12 protein-coding genes are annotated in these 16,694 nt (G+C 67.6%); 2 read left to right on the top strand and 10 right to left on the bottom strand.

What is annotated here, in order from left to right:
* Positions 1-194 precede the first annotated feature (194 nt).
* Complete coding sequence (locus tag BLT40_RS17025) at positions 195-1,178, top strand: LysR family transcriptional regulator (RefSeq protein ID WP_090355098.1); 984 nt, start codon at positions 195-197, stop codon at positions 1,176-1,178.
* Positions 1,162-2,199 carry a type VI secretion system protein TssA gene (tssA, locus tag BLT40_RS17030; RefSeq protein ID WP_176809205.1) on the top strand — a complete coding sequence of 346 codons (1,038 nt, stop codon included), beginning with the start codon at positions 1,162-1,164 and terminating at the stop codon, positions 2,197-2,199. The genes BLT40_RS17025 and tssA overlap by 17 nt, the downstream gene beginning before the upstream one ends.
* A 17-nt stretch (positions 2,200-2,216) precedes the next feature.
* Here tssA and BLT40_RS17035 read toward each other — a convergent pair whose 3' ends face one another.
* From BLT40_RS17035 to tssI, 10 genes are read right to left on the bottom strand one after another with little or no spacing between them, the layout of a single operon-like run.
* Positions 2,217-2,540 (bottom strand): hypothetical protein, encoded by a 324-nt coding sequence (locus tag BLT40_RS17035; protein ID WP_090355102.1) that lies wholly within the window; start codon positions 2,538-2,540, stop codon positions 2,217-2,219.
* On the bottom strand, positions 2,537-5,305 hold the full coding sequence (locus tag BLT40_RS17040) for a bifunctional serine/threonine-protein kinase/formylglycine-generating enzyme family protein (RefSeq protein WP_090355104.1): 2,769 nt from the start codon (positions 5,303-5,305) through the stop codon (positions 2,537-2,539). The genes BLT40_RS17035 and BLT40_RS17040 overlap by 4 nt, the downstream gene beginning before the upstream one ends.
* A complete protein-coding gene (locus BLT40_RS17045; RefSeq protein ID WP_036115027.1) occupies positions 5,302-6,033 on the bottom strand; it encodes a PP2C family protein-serine/threonine phosphatase in 732 nt (243 codons plus the stop codon). The genes BLT40_RS17040 and BLT40_RS17045 overlap by 4 nt, the downstream gene beginning before the upstream one ends.
* Entirely contained in the window at positions 6,030-6,614 is a 585-nt protein-coding gene (gene tagF / locus BLT40_RS17050; protein ID WP_090355105.1) for a type VI secretion system-associated protein TagF, read from the bottom strand. The genes BLT40_RS17045 and tagF overlap by 4 nt, the downstream gene beginning before the upstream one ends.
* The gene (gene tssM / locus BLT40_RS17055) at positions 6,611-10,162 is read right to left on the bottom strand and encodes a type VI secretion system membrane subunit TssM (protein WP_090355106.1); all 3,552 of its coding nucleotides are present in this window, start codon (positions 10,160-10,162) and stop codon (positions 6,611-6,613) included. Before tssM ends, tagF begins: the two co-directional genes overlap by 4 nt.
* Positions 10,159-11,466 carry a type IVB secretion system protein IcmH/DotU gene (icmH, locus tag BLT40_RS17060; protein WP_090355108.1) on the bottom strand — a complete coding sequence of 436 codons (1,308 nt, stop codon included), beginning with the start codon at positions 11,464-11,466 and terminating at the stop codon, positions 10,159-10,161. The genes tssM and icmH overlap by 4 nt, the downstream gene beginning before the upstream one ends.
* A gap of 4 nt (positions 11,467-11,470) precedes the next feature.
* Positions 11,471-12,811 (bottom strand): type VI secretion system baseplate subunit TssK, encoded by a 1,341-nt coding sequence (gene tssK / locus BLT40_RS17065; protein WP_036115031.1) that lies wholly within the window; start codon positions 12,809-12,811, stop codon positions 11,471-11,473.
* 12 nt (positions 12,812-12,823) lie between these two features.
* Positions 12,824-14,191: a type VI secretion system-associated FHA domain protein TagH gene (gene tagH, locus BLT40_RS17070; RefSeq protein WP_090355110.1), complete on the bottom strand. Its 1,368-nt coding sequence runs from the start codon at positions 14,189-14,191 to the stop codon at positions 12,824-12,826.
* On the bottom strand, positions 14,188-14,733 hold the full coding sequence (locus tag BLT40_RS17075; RefSeq protein ID WP_090355112.1) for a DUF6931 family protein: 546 nt from the start codon (positions 14,731-14,733) through the stop codon (positions 14,188-14,190). The genes tagH and BLT40_RS17075 overlap by 4 nt, the downstream gene beginning before the upstream one ends.
* Positions 14,730-16,694 (bottom strand): type VI secretion system Vgr family protein, encoded by a 1,965-nt coding sequence (gene tssI / locus BLT40_RS17080; protein WP_090355114.1) that lies wholly within the window; start codon positions 16,692-16,694, stop codon positions 14,730-14,732. The genes BLT40_RS17075 and tssI overlap by 4 nt, the downstream gene beginning before the upstream one ends.

Consider the following 16,694-nt stretch of genomic DNA (forward strand, 5'->3'; position numbering starts at 1 on the left):
CGCAACTGCGGGTGGACGATGTCATGACCGATGTATCCACGTATAAACCCCGGCACGGAAGGAATTTGCGTTAGCGATGACGTGACCCACTTCACGCATCGAATTGACTGACAAATAGCCGCAGCGCAACCCCAGGGTGCGTTTGCTCTCCCGCCACCTGCGCGCTTCCCCGACGCGTTTGACCAGCGGTATCCATGAATCTCAAACCGAGCGACCTGCCCCTACTCGTCTCTCTCGACATGCTGCTGGAGGAACGTAACGTCACCCGCGCGGCGTCGAAGCTTCACGTGAGCCAGCCTGCGCTTTCCGCGCAACTGGCGAGGCTTCGCCGCCTGTTCAACGATCCACTGCTCGTTCCGTCCGAAACGGGGCGCGGCATGGTGCCCACGCCCAAAGCCGAAGAAATGGCTGCGCCGCTGCGCGACGCGCTTTCACAACTCGGCACGCTGGCCGACCCCGGCGGTGTCTTCGATCCCGTGCGGGATGCGGCCACGTTTCGAATCGCCGGCTCGACCAGCGCCGTGGGGACCTTCGCGCTTCCCCTCATTCAGTCCTTTCAGGAAAAAGGCAACCGTGCCCTCAAAGTGGCGTTCCGCGCGGGATACGAAGACCAGGACGTGCTTGGCCTGTTTGAAAGCGGCGAGATCGACATCCTGCTCGTTCCGAACGAGGACGTACCCAGCTCCCTGAAAATGCGCCAGCTGATGGCCGACGAGTTCGTCATGGTGCAGCGTGCGGGGCACCCGCGTGGCACGCACCGTCTCTCCGTCGAGGAATACTGCTCGCTAAGCCATATGGTGGTTTCCTCCTCGGGCCGCCTCGAAGGTCTGCTGGACCAGCACCTGAAGCAACGGGGCCTGACGCGCGACGTCCTGGTGTCCGCATCCAACGGCGAAAGCATCGGCCCCATGCTCAATGCGACCGATCTCGTCTGTACGGTGCCCCAGAGCATGTTCGATTCGCTCGGCCCGGGTATCGAAGCTTACGCATTGCCTTTCGACATCCCCGACACCGCGCTGGCGATGGCCTGGCACAGCAGGCTCGACAAGCAACCGGCCCACCGATGGCTACGCGAGGAGCTCACGCGCATCAGCCGTGGACTGCATCCCACGCGGCATACGGGCGGCCAGATCTACCCCTTCCCTCCACTGGAGCATCTCCGTGACGGATACCACTGATCACCTGCTGGAACCGCTGGACGCCGAAGCGCCATGCGGCCCCAATCTCGAATACGACGCCGCCTTCCTCACGCTGGAAAGCCTGGCGGCACCCCGGCCGGAGCGCGCGATCGGCGATACCGTGAAGCAGGCCGAGGAACCCGACTGGCGCGACGTCGCGCGACAGGCCGAACAGGTCGCCGGGCGTACGCACGATCTGCGGGTCGCCGTTCACCTGGGCAACGCGCGGCTGAAGACCGCCGGTGTCGTGGCGTGGGCGGCGAGCATCGGCCTCATCGCCGGGTTGCTTCAGCGCTACTGGGACGACGTGCACCCGCGCCTCGACGGCGACGATCCGACGGAGCGGATCAATGCGCTCGCGTCGCTCTCCGCGGTGGATGGCACCGCCGGTTATCTGCGCGGCACTCCTCTTCTGCGCGCCGAACGCATCGGCGCATTTTCCCTGCGCGACCTGCGCCTGCTCAACGGAACGCTGAAGCCAGGCGACGCACCGACGGTGGACGACGGGGCGGTCTCGCAGGAGATCGTCGACGCCGTCGTGCAGCACGTCGACATCGCGGAACTGCTGGCGACGGACGGTGCGATTGCTGAGGCCGTCTCACAGGTACAGGCGATCGGACACGTGTTCGAGACGCGCACGCCAGGTGCCGGCCCCGACCTCGACACGCTCGAACGCGACCTGCGTGAGTTGCATCTGTTTCTGCGTGCACAGGTCGCGTCGCGTGCACCGGAAGCCCTTGCCAGCCAGGACGCGGAGGCCACGGGAGAAGGCGACGCCATCCGTCCGGAGACGGAGCATGTCGCCGCACGCGGTCCCGTGCGCAACACCGACGACGTACTACGGATGCTCGAAGAGATCTGCGCGTGGTACGCGCGGCACGAGCCCTCGAGTCCCGTACCGCCTTTACTCCGCCGCGCCAGTCGCCTGGTGGGACTGAGTTTCGCGGAATTGCTGCGGACGCTCGCGCCGGGTGGTCTGTCCGAATTCCAGTCGCTGGCGGGGGACGACGAAAACCCGTGACGTGCGTGGACCCGGCGTCAGAATGGCGGAAACAGCAGCAGCCAAACGACCGCTCCAGCACCCACGACCCCCGCGCCCACCCACCAGGCGATGCCGCGCAGACTTCGCCGCGAGTGCACCATCGCGCGGCGCGTCGGCATGTCGCGAACGGCGCGGATGCTCAGGGACGTCGCCGCGGCGGGGCGGCGCAACGTATGCGATGCCGTGCCCTCCTGCCGCAACGTCGCGTTGAGCAGCGCACGGCGCCGACGGCGGTACTCAGGCGTATCGATACGCGCCGCGCTATGGGCGTCGTTGAGCTCGCTCAGCTCGCGATTGACGCTCCGCTCCCATGCCGTCATTTGATGTCCCTCACCAGCCGGAAGCCGACATCCCGTTCCGGCGAGCCGTTGCTCGGGCGCACGCTGGCGACGGAACAGACCGCCGGACCGCTTCGGAAACTGCCACCATGCACCACCAGCGCGTCGCCGCGGGTCACCCATTCCCAGACACTACCGGTCATATCGATCAGTCCCCATGGATTGACGATGCCCTTGCTGGTCAGTTCGTCGCTGCGCATCAGCCGTCCCAGGCCCGATGACGAAGCGCCGCAGTTGGATTCCTTCGCATCCCAGTTCTCGCCCGCACGCGCGGCCAGCAGCCACTCGTCTTCGCTAGGCAGGCGATACACGTGCCCGCTGACCTGCGACAGCCACGCCGCATAGCGGCGGGCGAAGGCCGCGTCGATCGAGCGCGCGGGATCGGTCAGCGGGTTGTCCTTCTTGATCGCGCACGTCCGCGTGGCACGGCAGAACTGGTCGAGATCGGCGATGTGTACCTCGGTACGCATCATCGCGAACGGCTTGCGGCCACGAGGTACGACGACCATGGCCGGGCCGTGGGCGCCAGCGGAAAACGTGTCGAAACATTCGCGCCCGCTGCCTGCCAGCCCGCGCAGTGCGCACGGATCGGCGACCGGCGCCACCGTCCGCAGTTTCTTCACCACATTGGCCAGCGAGCCGTCCGGAAGCGCTTTCGACGCGGCCATGGCCGCTTCCAGATCCTTAAGGCCTTCCGGATCCTCCTTGCCCATCGCTTCGACCCGCTTACGCAATCCGTCCTGATCGGCCGCCGTGACGGTCGGCGCTCTGGCAGCCGTCATCACCGCGAGCGCCAGCTGGTAGCGATTGTTCGCGGCGACCAGGTCGGCGCGCCCCGAAAGCTGGGTAACGCCCGCGGCGATACGATCGGCGGCTTCTTTCCAGTGGCCGGCGGCGCAGGCGGCACGGGCCGCCCCCAGATAGGCATGCGCCAGCAGATCGGCGGCTTCGTCTTTGACGCTTCCCGTGCCGTCCTGCGTCGCGCGGAGCTGGTGAAAGCTGTCGCTGGCCTTGTCGAGATCGCCCGCCGCCGAAGCGCGTCGCAGCGACTCCAGCCTCGACGCCTGCTCCGCGGCGCGGATATCAGGCGACGTGGGCGTTGGCGCCGCGGTCGACGCCGGTGCGACCGCGGCGAGTTTCAGTTTCAGCTCCGGGCTGGAAAGCAAGGGGCTCGCGGGATCGATGGCGCGGATTCTGCTCAGGATGGCCGGTACCGCGTCGTCGCTCGTGCCGGTAAGCCGATTGGCCAGCATGGCCTGGCTCAGTGACGTATCCAGTCGATTGAGCGCGTCGTCGCGTTCGTGCGCCACCTCTTCGCGGCGACGGTCCAGACGCGGTGCGAAGGTCTTCAGTTCACCGCGCAGACGGAACGCTTCCTGGGCCCCCGCGTAGTCGTAGCGGCCATGCGCGGGATCCCAGTCGTTCGCCACCAGCCGGACAAGGAAACCGTCGATGGCGTCCGCACCGTCGACCACGACACGCCGACGCTCGTCGCCATCGAGCGCCGCCAGGGCGACGCGTGCATCGTCTTCGTTGCGGAAACCGTCCGCCTGACCGGGACCGAAACGCCGCAATGTGTCGACGACATGCTGCTGGTGGATCCGCATCGCGCCATACCAGGCGAAGCCCACCGCGACCACCGTGAGCAACACCGCCCCGGCGAGCCACGGCGTCGCGCGTTCGCGCCAGCGCCGCTTGCGCAGGCCGGCCAGAAGGTCGCCGATGTCGCGCGTGCGCTTATCCGCCGTAAACGCCAGCCCGTCACAGAGCGCCTTGTACTGGCGCTTGTCCAGTCCCGGTACCGCGGGCGGACGACGCCCCGCGTTCATGGCTTCTTCCGCGCTTTCCTTGTCGAAAGGGTGGCGCCCGGTGAGCAGTTCGACCACGACACAGGCGAACGCATACACATCGTCGCCGGGGGTCGGCGACCTGCCCTGGAGCATCTCCAGGCTGGCGTATGCGGGGGTCATCGCACCCAGCGTGCCAGCATCGAAAACGGTGCGGTCGTCGGCCGCTTCGAGGCCGATCTGACCCGCGCGCGCGATGCCGAAGTCGAACACCTTGGCAACGCCGGATGGCGTGATCATCACGTTACCCGGCTTGAAATCCGAATGCACGATACCCGCCGCGTGCGCGCGGGACAGCGCTTCGCCCATACCGTCGATCAGGGGCCACGCCTGATCGAACGGCATACCGTCACGCGCGCGCGAGCGGATGACCGTGCGCAGGTCGTCGCCCTCGACGTACTCCATCGTCATGAAGACGTTACTGCCGTCCTTGTCGAAGTCGTACACACGGACGATGTGGTCGTTGCCCAGATGCTGCGCACGGCGCGACTCGCGTTGCAAGGCGATCAGTGCGTCCGGATGCTTGCGGAATTCGTCGTTGAGCACCTTGATCGCGACATACGGATCGCGGTCGCGTGCTTCGACCTTGCGCTCATCGCGCGCCAGGTACACCACGCCCATCCCGCCACGCCCGAGTTCGCGCTCCATGAGGAAGCGACCCTTGAGCAGGCTGCCGACGGCGATGCGCTCGCCTTCGGCCATGCCGGACATGCGGCGCCAGGTATCGCCGGTGCCCTGCGATGCGGATGCCGTCGTGGCCACGGACGATGCCGCGCCGTCACCGGCCTGGGTATGCAGCGGCTTGAACACCGTCGCGTCATCGTCATCGTCCGCACGGGACGGTGTCGACGGCGACAGCGGGAGCACGCGGGTTTCGTCGTCGCCAGGATGCTGCGTCATGGGTGCGACTCCTCGTAATCGTCCAGTCGTATCGCCACGGCGGATACGTTGTCCCTGCCGGCGCGATTCAATGCCGTACCGACCAGCGCATCGATCAGGCCGGCCGGGTCGGAATGACGCCGACAGTGCACCTCGATCTCCGCATCGGTCAGCTCCTTGTTGATGCCGTCCGAACACAGCACGAAACACGTGCCCGGACGCCGTGGATGGACCACCCAGTCCACAAACAGGTGATCTTCCGCGCCGACCGCGCGCGTCAGTGCACCGGCGTTTTTCTGCGCCGTCTGTGCGCCGAACCGTGTCTCGTCGGCGCGGTCGCCGTGCACGTGGTCGTGGGTCACCTGCCACAGACGTCCGTCTTCAAACGCGTACGCCCGGCTGTCGCCTACCCAGCCGACCACCACCAGATCGCGCGTATGTACGAGCACCACCACCGTCGAGGCGACGGCGTCCACGCGCCTGTCGCTGGCGAGCGCGCGCAGACGCTGATTGATGCGCAGCAGTTCGTCTTCGACCGCGTCCATCGTGTCGGTCACGTCGTGCGCGAGAGGCAACGCGCGCAGCCGCTCGGTGATCAGCGAACTGGCGACGTCGCCGGCGCTGTGGCCGCCCAGTCCATCGGCGACGGCCCAGAGGCCACGTTCTTCGGCGACGAGGATCGCGTCCTCGTTATGACGACGCACATGGCCGGTCTCCGTCCGGCCGGCGGATACATAGGGCATGCTCACGCGAAAGGCTCCAGGCGGTCGACGCCGAGCAGGCGCAGGTAATCGGGAACACCGGGAAGACCCGACATGGCGATGCCGTCACCAGGGACGTCGTCGCGCCACCAGAGACTTCGCGCGTGGTCGGGCATGCGGGGCAGATCGTGCGGGCCCGCGACCGGCTCGGGAAGCATGGCGACCACCGCGTCGAAGATCGACACACTGACCGCATCACGCGAGCGCTCCATCGCGGCGTCGAGCGCGTGGAACCACGCGGGACGAGGCGGCCGCGGCCATCCGTTCTGTCCGCGCGGCACGGGGGCGCCGAGCATCAGCGGGAACGGCCGGTCGACGCGGTCGTGCGAAGACGCGATAACACCGGCCCACGCCAGCGGCCCGCATACGTGTGCGGCCAGAACGAATCGCCAGGATGGCGCCGCGCCGAAGCGGTCCTTCCAGCCCTCGCCCAGCGCCTCGACGATACCGGCCAGTGCCGCCTGCATCGCGGTATCCCAGCGATCCACGAAGCCGACCGGCAGACGGCGCTGCACGAAATCTCCCGCGCAGGGCAGCTTGCCGTGGAAACCTACAAGTACCCGCGTCATGTCGGACACCGGAAGCGGCGCACGCTGGTGTCGCCGAACGGATTGCGCAAGCTGGACGCCTCGATGTCGACATTGGCCCGCACGCTGCCGAAGCCGAAGCTGGCACCGAAGCGGGTCTCCGTACGCCGCTGGAGCGACGCGGCATCGAGTGCGTGGAACCAGCCCCACTCGCCGGGGTACTCGAGGACCGGCAGCGGATTGCCGGCGGTATCCCAGGCGCTGACGCGCGTGCTTCCCGGCGTCGGTCCCGGCCAGCGCATCGCGACCGGCGCGCTGTCCTCGCCCGCCTTGTACTCGAACTTCTGGCCGTCGATCTCCACCAGCAGGCGACCGATACCGGCCGGCGGCGTCGTGATCGACAGCGTGAAGCCGACCTGTGGCGCGGGGCCGTCGCGGAAATACGCCTGCCGGATCGCGTCGGCGAGCTGCGCCTGCGCCAGCACGGCACCGCCGGAGCGGGCACCATCCGCGTCGCGGAACGTCCATGTGCCGCCACTGCTGTCGACCGCGCGCGAGAGCGTCTGCTTGAAGAAGGTGTCGAAGCGCCCCCCGTTACCGAACAGCTCGGCAAAGTTCTGCACCGGGATGTCGGATCGGCTCTCTGCCGAGAACGGATAGCGCCCCTGCACGAAGCGGGAGCAATCCCCGCCCGCCGCCTGACGGAACCCATCGGCGAGCGCGCCGTCGGCGCCTTTGCTCACCAGGTTCTGGCTCGAACCAACGAGACTGCCCAGCCACGCCGAGAGCGGCGGAGGCAACTGACCGGCCTCCTGCCGCGCCACCGCCAGAGCGGGGTCGGGTTGTCCGAAGGTGTCCACACCCGGCCGCAGCGTCAGCAACGTCTTGCTCATCTGGTCCAGCACACCGAGCACGCGATCCACCGGCATGCTGCCGGGCGTGCCATCGGTCAGCTGATTGAGCGTGGCGAAATGATCGGAAATGGTCGCGTCGGGACGTTGAACGGTCGCGCGCTCGGCCGGTGCGCTGCCTTCGGCGATCACACGCGCAATCTCGCTGCGACTCTTCACCCGGTCGACCACCCGGCGTTCGGCCACCGTCGCCACCTTGCCGCCGCCGTCCGGTGCGGCCTGGCGCAGCAGATCGCTGGTATTGTCGCGGACCAGCATCAGCAAGGCCTTCAGCGGCGATCCCGGCCCGGCCAGACGTGCCGCCACACCACTGGCTTCCTGTACGTTGGCCACCGGCTGCAACTGCAGGTCGCCGATGAGTTCGTCCCACGCACGGATGTAGTCGGCGACGTATAGCGTCTGCACCTGAGCGACGAGCGAGGCACGACGCAGGGGATCCGCCGTCGTCGCACCGAACACCCAGTCATCCTTCACGAAACGATCCACCGCTTTCGCGATCCCGCCCTGCGTGCCCAGCGCGGCACTGCCGCCCTCCTGCACGAGGTTGGCGAACACGGGGCGCGTGTAGAGCGCCGGCAGCGGCCTGGCCAGGGGCGCACCGCTACGGCGACGAAATACATTGCCAAGCAGCCCGAGTGTGCGATCCAGGCGTACCGGCATGTCCTGACGCGTCTCACTGTCGAGCTTCAGACCGCCGTAGATCAGCGTCGCCAGGTCCGCCGCGCGCAACGAGGCACGCGCCGCTTCCACCAGCGCGGCGTCGACAGGCAAGCTGCGCAGCCCGTCGTACCCGTCGAACAGCAGACGGAAGTGTCCTTCGAGCGCATCCGCCAGCCCGTCCTCATCCGGGAATACCTCACGCCAGCGCTCGCGTGCCAGCAACGACAGCGCTTCGCCATCGCGGTGCTCCGGCTGGCCCAGCATGAGGTAGCCCTTCAGCACGTAATAGAGTCGCTGCGGATCGCCCGCCGCATCGCGCAGGCCGTCACGGAACTGCAGCGCCAGCCCCGGTACGACGCTCGCATTGATCTCGCGCACGTGCGCGGCACGCACTTCATCGAACAACGCGTCGCCCTGGAACAGGCCGAAGCGCATCGACCACGGCCGTTCCGTGCGTACCTGCGCCGCCACCTGTTCGGTGCGGCCAAGTGGATCGAGCCGCTGCAACGCCTGCGCATCGTACTGACGCAACGACGACGGCACCGGCACGCGCGAGTCGTCCGGATAATCACGTAAGGCCTCGTCGACACGGGCGATAAAATCCGCGTTGCGCGCGGCGCTCGTGAACATGCCGATCAGCAAGCCGGCCGTCAGCACGGCAATCGCCGCGATGGCGCCGGCTTCTGCCAGGCGGCGACGGCGCAGCCGCTGCGGGTCCGACCCCGCGAAACCCGCCTCGGGAAGAATCACGTCGTTGAGCAGTCGTTCGACGAAGAAGGTGCGCCGTGGCGAACGCGTGGTGCCCTGAACCGACGAACGAATACCGAACGAATGACCGACCACCGAAAGCACGCGATCGATCGGCGTGCCCTCCTGGGTGCCGGACGTCAGGTACATGCCACGTAGCACGGGCGCACGCCCGTATGCATGACTGCCGAAGATGGCGGCGGCCAGCGGCACGGCCAGTTCGCGCAGGTGACGCAACTGCTGCGGGAAGGAAAGGATCCTCGCGCGACGGCGCACGTCGCGTTCGGCGTGCATGCGTTCGATCGTCCCCGCATCGATGCGCTCCAGCAGCGCATCGAACTCGCCGCCGAGCAGCGACGAGGCACCGCCGTCGAGGCTGCGCTCCGGCGTGAACGTCACGCCCCACACCTGTGCGCGTCCCGCGGCATCGAGCGTGTCGACCGCTTCGAGGAAACCGGCGACCAGATCGACCTTGGTGAAGACCAGATAGACCGGCAAGGTCACGCCCAGCCAGGTGCCCAGTTCGTCGAGACGCTCGCGCAGCGTGTCGGCGAGACGTTGCCGCCCCGCCACGTCCATCGTCAGCAGTTCGGTGACACTGACGGTGAGCAGTACGCCGTTGACCGGGCGTCGACGACGGTACCGGCTCAGCAGCCGCAGGAAATCGTGCCATGCCGGTGCATCCACGCCGGGATCGGAATCCTGTGTGGTGTAGCGGCCGGCGGTGTCGAGGAACACCGCCTGATCGGTGAACCACCAGTCGCACTGGCGTGTGCCGCCGACGCCGGCCAGGGACTGCTTGCCCGCCGTGCTGGCCAGGGGAAAGTCGAGCCCGGAATGCTCGAGCAAGGTGCTCTTGCCGGAGCCCGGCGCGCCGATCACGACGTACCAGGGCAGGTCTTCCAGCTTGCCGCCACCCTCGCGGCGCTTGCGCAGTACGGCGAGTGCGTCGAGGAAGCGCGCACGCAGACCGTCCCGCTCCGCCTGGATGCGGGCGTCGACGTCCTTGCGTCGCGCGTCGTCTTCGCCGGCCAGCGCATCGCCCATGCGCCGGTCGCGACGCCGCGCCAGCCATTGGCGCAGCAACACCGCGCCGATCCACACCGCCGCCACCGCGACGATCGCGATGACGCGTGCGGCCACGCTGGCGAGCGGCTGGCGATCGCCGATTCCCAGATAGGGTCCGCCGAAGGCGATCAACAGCGCGCAGAGCAGGATGCCGATCGCCGTGCGCAGCCACACGTGACGGAACATGTCGTTGAAACGTTTCATCCGGCCTCCGGAACGAACAGGATCTCGACCCGGCGATTGCGCGCGCGGTTGGCCGGCAGGTTCGCCGGCGTGGCGATGGGCTGCGAGGCGCCCGCCCCACTGGCCTCCACGCGTCGCGGATCGTCCAGCTGCTTCGTCAGCAGCGCGCTGACGTTGCGTGCGCGTGCCGCGGAGAGTTCGAAGTTGTCCTTGAATCGCAGCGAGCGGATGGGCTGGTCGTCGGTGTGCCCCACCACGATGACCCGTCCATGCACCTGGTTCAGCGCCCTGGCGACGCGCTCCAGCATCGCCGCGTGTGTGGGCGCCACATCGGCGCCTCCCGAGGGGAACATTTCCGAGGCGGCCAGGCGGATCGTCGCCTGGCCGTCGGGTTTCTCTTCGACGGAAAGCGCACCACTGCGCGCGTCATCGGCCAGCAACTGACGCAGGCTCACCGCCTGCGGCTTCGGTGGCGCGGCCGCCACGGGCAACGGCACACCACGCAGGCCGATCGCAGCGAGCTTCGCGCTGACCGGCTCGGTACGTCCGTTGAGCCGTGCATGCAGGTAGATCCACGTCCCGCAAAGCAGACACACCGCCACCAGCGCGGCCATCCAGATGGGGATGCCACGCCGTGGCTTCAGTGGACGATCGACACCTTCCCAGCGCGGCGACAGCGCGACGGGCGTCGCCGCGCGATAAGCCATGATCCGCCGGTAGACGTCTTCGCGGCGATCGGCGAGGCGCGCCACACCGCCGGGCTCGACGAGGTACTTGCCGCCGAAACCCAGGGCCAGGCACAGATACATCAGCTCCACCAGATCGGCATGCCGGACCATGTCCTGGCACAGCCGGTCGAGGATGGCGAAGAACTTCTCGCCGCCGTAGGTCTCACCGTGAAAGGTCACGAGCAAGGTCTGCCGGCTCCAGCCGGTCTGCTCCCCCCAGGGCGAATCGAGCACCGCCTCGTCGATCATCGTGCACAGCACATAGCGCGCGGCGACCGAGGTCTGCGCGTCGGCACCGGCGCGTGTGGCGATCTCTTCGAAACGCCGGATATAGGCGATGGCGCGATCCCTCAGCAGGCCGGGATCGGGCGCTTCCGCGCTGTTGCGCAGCTGCGCGGCCAGCAGCAGTAACGGATTGGCGGCACGAACGAGCGGATTTCCGCCCGCCGACGGCAGGTCCTGCACGCTGCGCGCAAGGTCACGCTCCGGCTCGCGCTCACGTACCGGTGGGTGGGCGGGCACGTCCTGGCGCGCGGCACTGGCCCGTACCACGGTGGCGTCCGCGTCGCGTTTCGCGTTGCTCTCGTCGTAGTTCATCGGCTCAGGTCCTCACGGCCCACAACTCGAGCTCCAGTCCCTCGAAGCCGTTGCCGAAATGCAGGGCCACGCCGCCGGAGGTACGCAGCGTCTTCCACATCGGCGAGGCCGTATCCAGTTCGAAATACTGGTAGCCCGCGTGATACGGAATCTGCCGCGGTGCCACGGCGAGCGACGCCACCGATACGCCGGGCAACTGCAGGTTGACCAGGTCGCGAATCTTTTCGACCGGCCCGATCTTCGACTGCGTGGGCAGACGCCGGCGCATGTCCGCAGCGGCGATATCGGCCTTCGCCGCCAGCACGAACGAGGCGCCATCAAGCAGTGTCGTGTCCGCCACCGTACCCACCCACACGCCATATTTGCGCTGTTGCAGCGGGACGGGCACGGCCGTCTGCTCGAGCACCGCGCTGAGGCTCAGTCGCAACGCGGCGATCACGGGCTCGAAGCTTTCGCGCAGGCGGTCGTGACGGTACGGAGGAAACGTCACGCTGCGTTTGCCCGGCGTGGTGAACGTAGCGAGTTCACCCGCCATGCCCAGCAGAAGGCGATACAGATCCTCCGGGTGCAGAAGCGGCGCCTCGGCGAGATGCGCGAGCTGCGGCTGGTAGCGGTTGACCACCTGCAACATGAGGAAGTCCGTGAGTTCCGCCGTGCTCGCACGGTCCGCACCGCCGACACGCCCGGCGAGCGCTTCGCCACGCTGGTGAAGCAGACCGAGCAGCTCGGTCAGGAACAGGGTCAGACGCTCCGAGGCGCGGCACGCGAGCGCGCTGGGCATGAAGCCGTCGTCGAGCACCACGCGCCGGTCGGCGCGACATTCGACCAGATGCGCCAGCGGCAGCTCGACCAGACCTTCGCGCGCCTGCGCGGTAGCGATCACCCGCGTACTGAGGCCACCGACTTCGAGCACCACCGTCCCCGTCGTGCTGCCCGAGGCATCGACCACCTCGGCCTCACGCACGGCGAAACGGGCAAGCTGGCCCGGCGCCTGCGTATCGGGCCACAGGCTTTCGGCCTGTGCGGGCGACCGCAGCGGCAAGGTCAGGTAGATCACCTGGTCACGCCAGTTGGCGTCGATCTCCAGCGGCGGTGGCAACGGATCGCGGTCGGGCATCGAGAACGGCGTGCCATCCGGAAACACGCCGCGTGCGCGACGAATGCCGAGCTTGCCGATCGCGAGCAGGTCGCGCTCGAGTTCCAGTTCGTCGAACCCCCAAGGGTACGAACGCAGGGTGGCGGCCCGCAACTCCACGTAGCGTTCGGTGTAGCGATCCTGCTGTTGCATGTGCTGCGGGCGAAGGAACAGACCTTCGCTCCACACCACCTTGTTGAATGCGGTCATCGTCGGTTCCGGTCAGCGGTTGTCGCGCTTGGCGCGCACGAGCTGGTCTTCATAGGCGCGGGCGAATTCGTCACCGAACAGGCGACGGAAACGTTCTTCGGGGTCGGTGGCCAGCTTCTGGAAATGCGCGCGGTAGCGTTCCCACGGGCCGCTGGCCGGCGCAAAACCGAACCGGGAGCGGCGCGTGTCCCCCTCTTCGAAACGCGCCGGGTCGAACTGCGCGATCAGATCGTCGAAGGCGGCCCTCACGCCCGCGAGCAAGGCCACCTGGTGTTCGCGGATGTCGTCCATGGCGTCGACGATCGCCGCCTCGCCCGAGAGAAAGGCCTCGTTGGGCGCGGCGAGCACACGTGCCAGTGCTTCGGTGCCGGTGGGGGCGAACTTCAGCGGGTTGTTCTCGCGTCGCTGAATCAGGGTCGCGGGAAGGCGGAACCCGTTCTTCAGTTCGGCGCGTGCGCGCAGAACGTCCATGACGCCGTCGAGGACGAGGGCGAACAGGGGTTCGATGCCGGTGGTGGGGCTGGGTGGTGGCGGTGTTGGAGCGGGGGTGGATGTGACCGGATCGGCGGTGGGGTCGCGCGCGGGGCGCGCTCCTACAGGGGGGGGTGCGGGTTGGGCGGGTGCTGCTGCCATGGGCGCTTCGGGCGTCGCGTCGGCGGTCGCGACGTCGGGGGGCATCTGGAACAGGCTTCGGGTGCGGTCCCAGTGCTCGGGCAGCACGGGTGCCACGCGCGGGGGGGCAGAGTCGACCGTGGGTGCATCGAAGCGGTCCGTCATCGGCGATGCATGGTTCCAGTGCCCGGAAGCCTCGACGGCGGCCGGCGCATGATCCACCACGGGCATCACGGTCTGGAACCACGCCATCGGGTCCAGCGGTGCCGCGGCGGTCCCGGGAATCAGCGACGACCCGCCGTGGGCATCGCCGGTGATCAGCGATGGTGCCGTGCCCAGCGGCAACGGCGAGTCGTGATATGCCGGCGACGTGTGCGGCACACGAAGCGTCTGCAGGCTACGGTCGTGCTCGCGTCGCGCCGTCGCCTGCTCGTCGACGGTTGACTCCAGCGCCACGAGAATCTCGAAGGTGTCCAGCTGCAGGCGGTCGCCGTCGCCAAGCGATACCGGCTCGCCACCGCGCAACGGCGCGCCGTTCAACAGCATGCCGTTGGTGCTGCGGTCCTCAATGAAATACAGCCCGTTGAGATGGCGGACGAAAGCGTGCTGACGGGAGACACCCTGCGCCTGCAGGACCCAGTCGCAATGTTCGGCGCGGCCGATGCTCAGATCGTGAGCCTCGGCACGTACGGAGGTGCGCTCGGCGATGTCGCCCGCGTGGTCGCCCAGGATGGAGAGCACGAGGCTCGGTCCGGTGGAACGGTTCATGCGAAATCCTCCGGTGGTAGCAGCTCCATCGCCGAGCCGACGAACGCGCGGCAATGGACATCGAAATCGGGAGACGACGAAGCCAGGGTCAGCAGCGCGGCCGCCGCGACCACGGCCATCAGGGGTACGGCGACAGGCGCCACGTCCCTGCCCTCGCCATCGAGCAGGAAGCCCTCCGACCAGCCCGCACTGGCCGCGATCAGCGCACCGGCCCCGACGTAGTGGCGGGCCGCCGCATAGGCCAGTGCGGCGCGGCGACGTGTCTCGCTGCGCTCATCGAGCCATGCCTGGGCCAGCGTCAGACCCTCGCGTGTGGCGTCATCGGGCGCGCTGTCGCGCACGCATTGGCACAGCCATGGCACGACGTAGCCGCGGGGCATGAGGCGCATCGCGAGGCGGAGCGCGGCGGGAACGTCGCCATGCGCAAGCAGCGTCCGGACCGCGGCGCGCTCGTTCATGTCGTCGCGCAGCAACGGCAGCAGCGAGGGATCGAGACCCATCTCCCGCGCGGCGGTTCCGATCGTGAGGGACGGGCCGTTCATAGCAGCAGCGGCGGCATGCCTTTCAGCACGGCCGGTCCCAGCGTGGAAGAAAGCATCAGCGCAGCACCCGAGGTGACCGCGATCGCCGCGGTCGCATTGATCGTCACCGTGGCGCCGGCCGTCACCGAAACCGCCGCGCCGGACGTGAGAGACGTCGCGCCGCCGGACATCAGGTTGATCGCCGCCATGGCGTTGACTCGCAGTGTGCTGCCGACGATCTGGATCTCGCCGGTCCGCTTCATCACGATGCGCGCCAGGCCGGTGACCAGTTCGATCTCCTCGCCCGCCTCGATACGCAGACGGCGACCGACCTTCAGCGTGTCGTCGCGACCGACCTCATGCGAACGATCGCGTTTCACTTCTTCGGTCTCGTCGCGATCGATCGTCGAAAAGTGGTCGTTCTCGGCCTCGTGCCGCAGGTCGCGCTGCGCGTGAAACAGCAGTTCCTCGGCGCCCTTGCGATCCTCGAAGCGAATCTCGTTGGCCTCCCCCGCCGCCCCGCGCAGACTCCGGCTGACCACGCCGCTGCGCGTCTTGTCCCCGGGCAGCGCGTAAGGCGGCATATGCTCCTGGTTGTACACGCTGCCCAGAAGCAACGGCCGGTCGGGGTCGCCTTCATGGAAGCCCACCACCACCTCCTGGCCGACACGCGGGATGAACTGCGCACCCCAGCGCTTGCCGGCCCAGCCCGACGCGACGCGGACCGGACACGACTGATCCGCCTTCGGCTTGGACGGCGCGTTCCAGAAGAAGGTGACCTGCACGCGCCCCTGGCTGTCGACCTCGATGTCCTCATCGGTCTGGCCATACACCACGGCGGTCTGTATACCGGCAATGGAAGGGCGCGGCGTGACCTGCGCGGAACGAAACGGCTGGCGACTGCGGATCACGCGGAAATGGCAGGCAAACGGCGACTCGTCCTTGTCCGGTTCGACGCCGCCGCCCTGGTAATCGACCTCCACCAGACGCGTCGTGGCGCCGATCACGAGGTATTCCTGATTGGCCTGGGCCAGCGGAAAGTCCTTCAGGCGGAACAGCGCGCCCGTGGCCAGACCCACCGCATCCGTGAATCCCGACGAGGTCGCCTGCGGCACGCTGAGCGCATCGACGCGCACCTGGGCGAATCGCTGACCGTCGGCATTCTTCTGCGCGTAGCCCACGGAACCGTAGGGATAGTCGTAGATCTCCAACCCCGAAACATTGTGAGTGTCGGCACTGTCGCTGACCTGCTCATTGGCCAGCAGCGAGAGTCGCGGTCGCTGGTAATCGTAGTCGTCCAGACGGACACGGGTGGGATTGACCGAACGGGCGGATGTCCAGTCGCTGATCGACGACTTCATCCGGTGGCCGCGCTCGGTAGGCGGTGCGTAAGGAATGGTTTCGAAGCCCGGCACCGTGGTATGCGCACCGAGCGCATCGGCGAGCACCATGGTGTGCGCGCCACTGGTGTGGGTGAAGAAATAATAGATGCCCTCCTGCTCCATCAGCCGGCTGATGAAGTCGAAGTAGCTCTCCCGGTACTGCACGCAGTACTCGCGGGCCGGGTAATTCGCACTGAGGCTCAGCCGCACGTCGCCATAGCCGAACTCCGAGAGCACGTCGCGGACGATCTGCGGTACCGTCTTGTTCTTGTAGATACGGCAGTCGGACGTGTTGCGCAGCAACCACGGCCTGGGCACCAGGGTGAACGTATACACCGCGTAGCGCACGTTATCGATGTTGATGAAGGCACCCTGCGCCGCTTCCGATACGATGCCGTTGAAGTAGCGCACGTAACCCTGCGGCGTCGTCACCGTGACCGTCATCGACGTCCCCAGAAGCGCGCGCAGGTCCACGCCGGGATCCTTGCTGATCGCTTCCAGCTCCCAAGAAAACAGGCGGCCGAGCTCTTCCCCGGCCGTCATGTTGGCGAAGAGCAACGTCTTGCCCAGGCTGGACTTCAGCGTGATCGCGTGCGCCAT

This window comes from Dyella sp. 333MFSha (assembly GCF_900102405.1).
Classification (GTDB): Bacteria; Pseudomonadota; Gammaproteobacteria; order Xanthomonadales; family Rhodanobacteraceae; genus Luteibacter; species Luteibacter mycovicinus.

Coding starts and splice junctions, on each gene's coding strand:
- icmH (WP_090355108.1), bottom strand. CDS start 11,466: ATGAACTACGACGAGAGCAACGCGAAACGCGACGCGGACGCCACCGTG.
- BLT40_RS17035 (WP_090355102.1), bottom strand. CDS start 2,540: ATGACGGCATGGGAGCGGAGCGTCAATCGCGAGCTGAGCGAGCTCAAC.
- tagF (WP_090355105.1), bottom strand. CDS start 6,614: ATGACGCGGGTACTTGTAGGTTTCCACGGCAAGCTGCCCTGCGCGGGA.
- tagH (WP_090355110.1), bottom strand. CDS start 14,191: ATGAACCGTTCCACCGGACCGAGCCTCGTGCTCTCCATCCTGGGCGAC.
- tssM (WP_090355106.1), bottom strand. CDS start 10,162: ATGAAACGTTTCAACGACATGTTCCGTCACGTGTGGCTGCGCACGGCG.
- BLT40_RS17075 (WP_090355112.1), bottom strand. CDS start 14,733: ATGAACGGCCCGTCCCTCACGATCGGAACCGCCGCGCGGGAGATGGGT.
- tssI (WP_090355114.1), bottom strand. CDS start 16,694: ATGGCGCACGCGATCACGCTGAAGTCCAGCCTGGGCAAGACGTTGCTC.
- BLT40_RS17040 (WP_090355104.1), bottom strand. CDS start 5,305: ATGACGCAGCATCCTGGCGACGACGAAACCCGCGTGCTCCCGCTGTCG.
- tssK (WP_036115031.1), bottom strand. CDS start 12,811: ATGACCGCATTCAACAAGGTGGTGTGGAGCGAAGGTCTGTTCCTTCGC.
- BLT40_RS17025 (WP_090355098.1), top strand. CDS start 195: ATGAATCTCAAACCGAGCGACCTGCCCCTACTCGTCTCTCTCGACATG.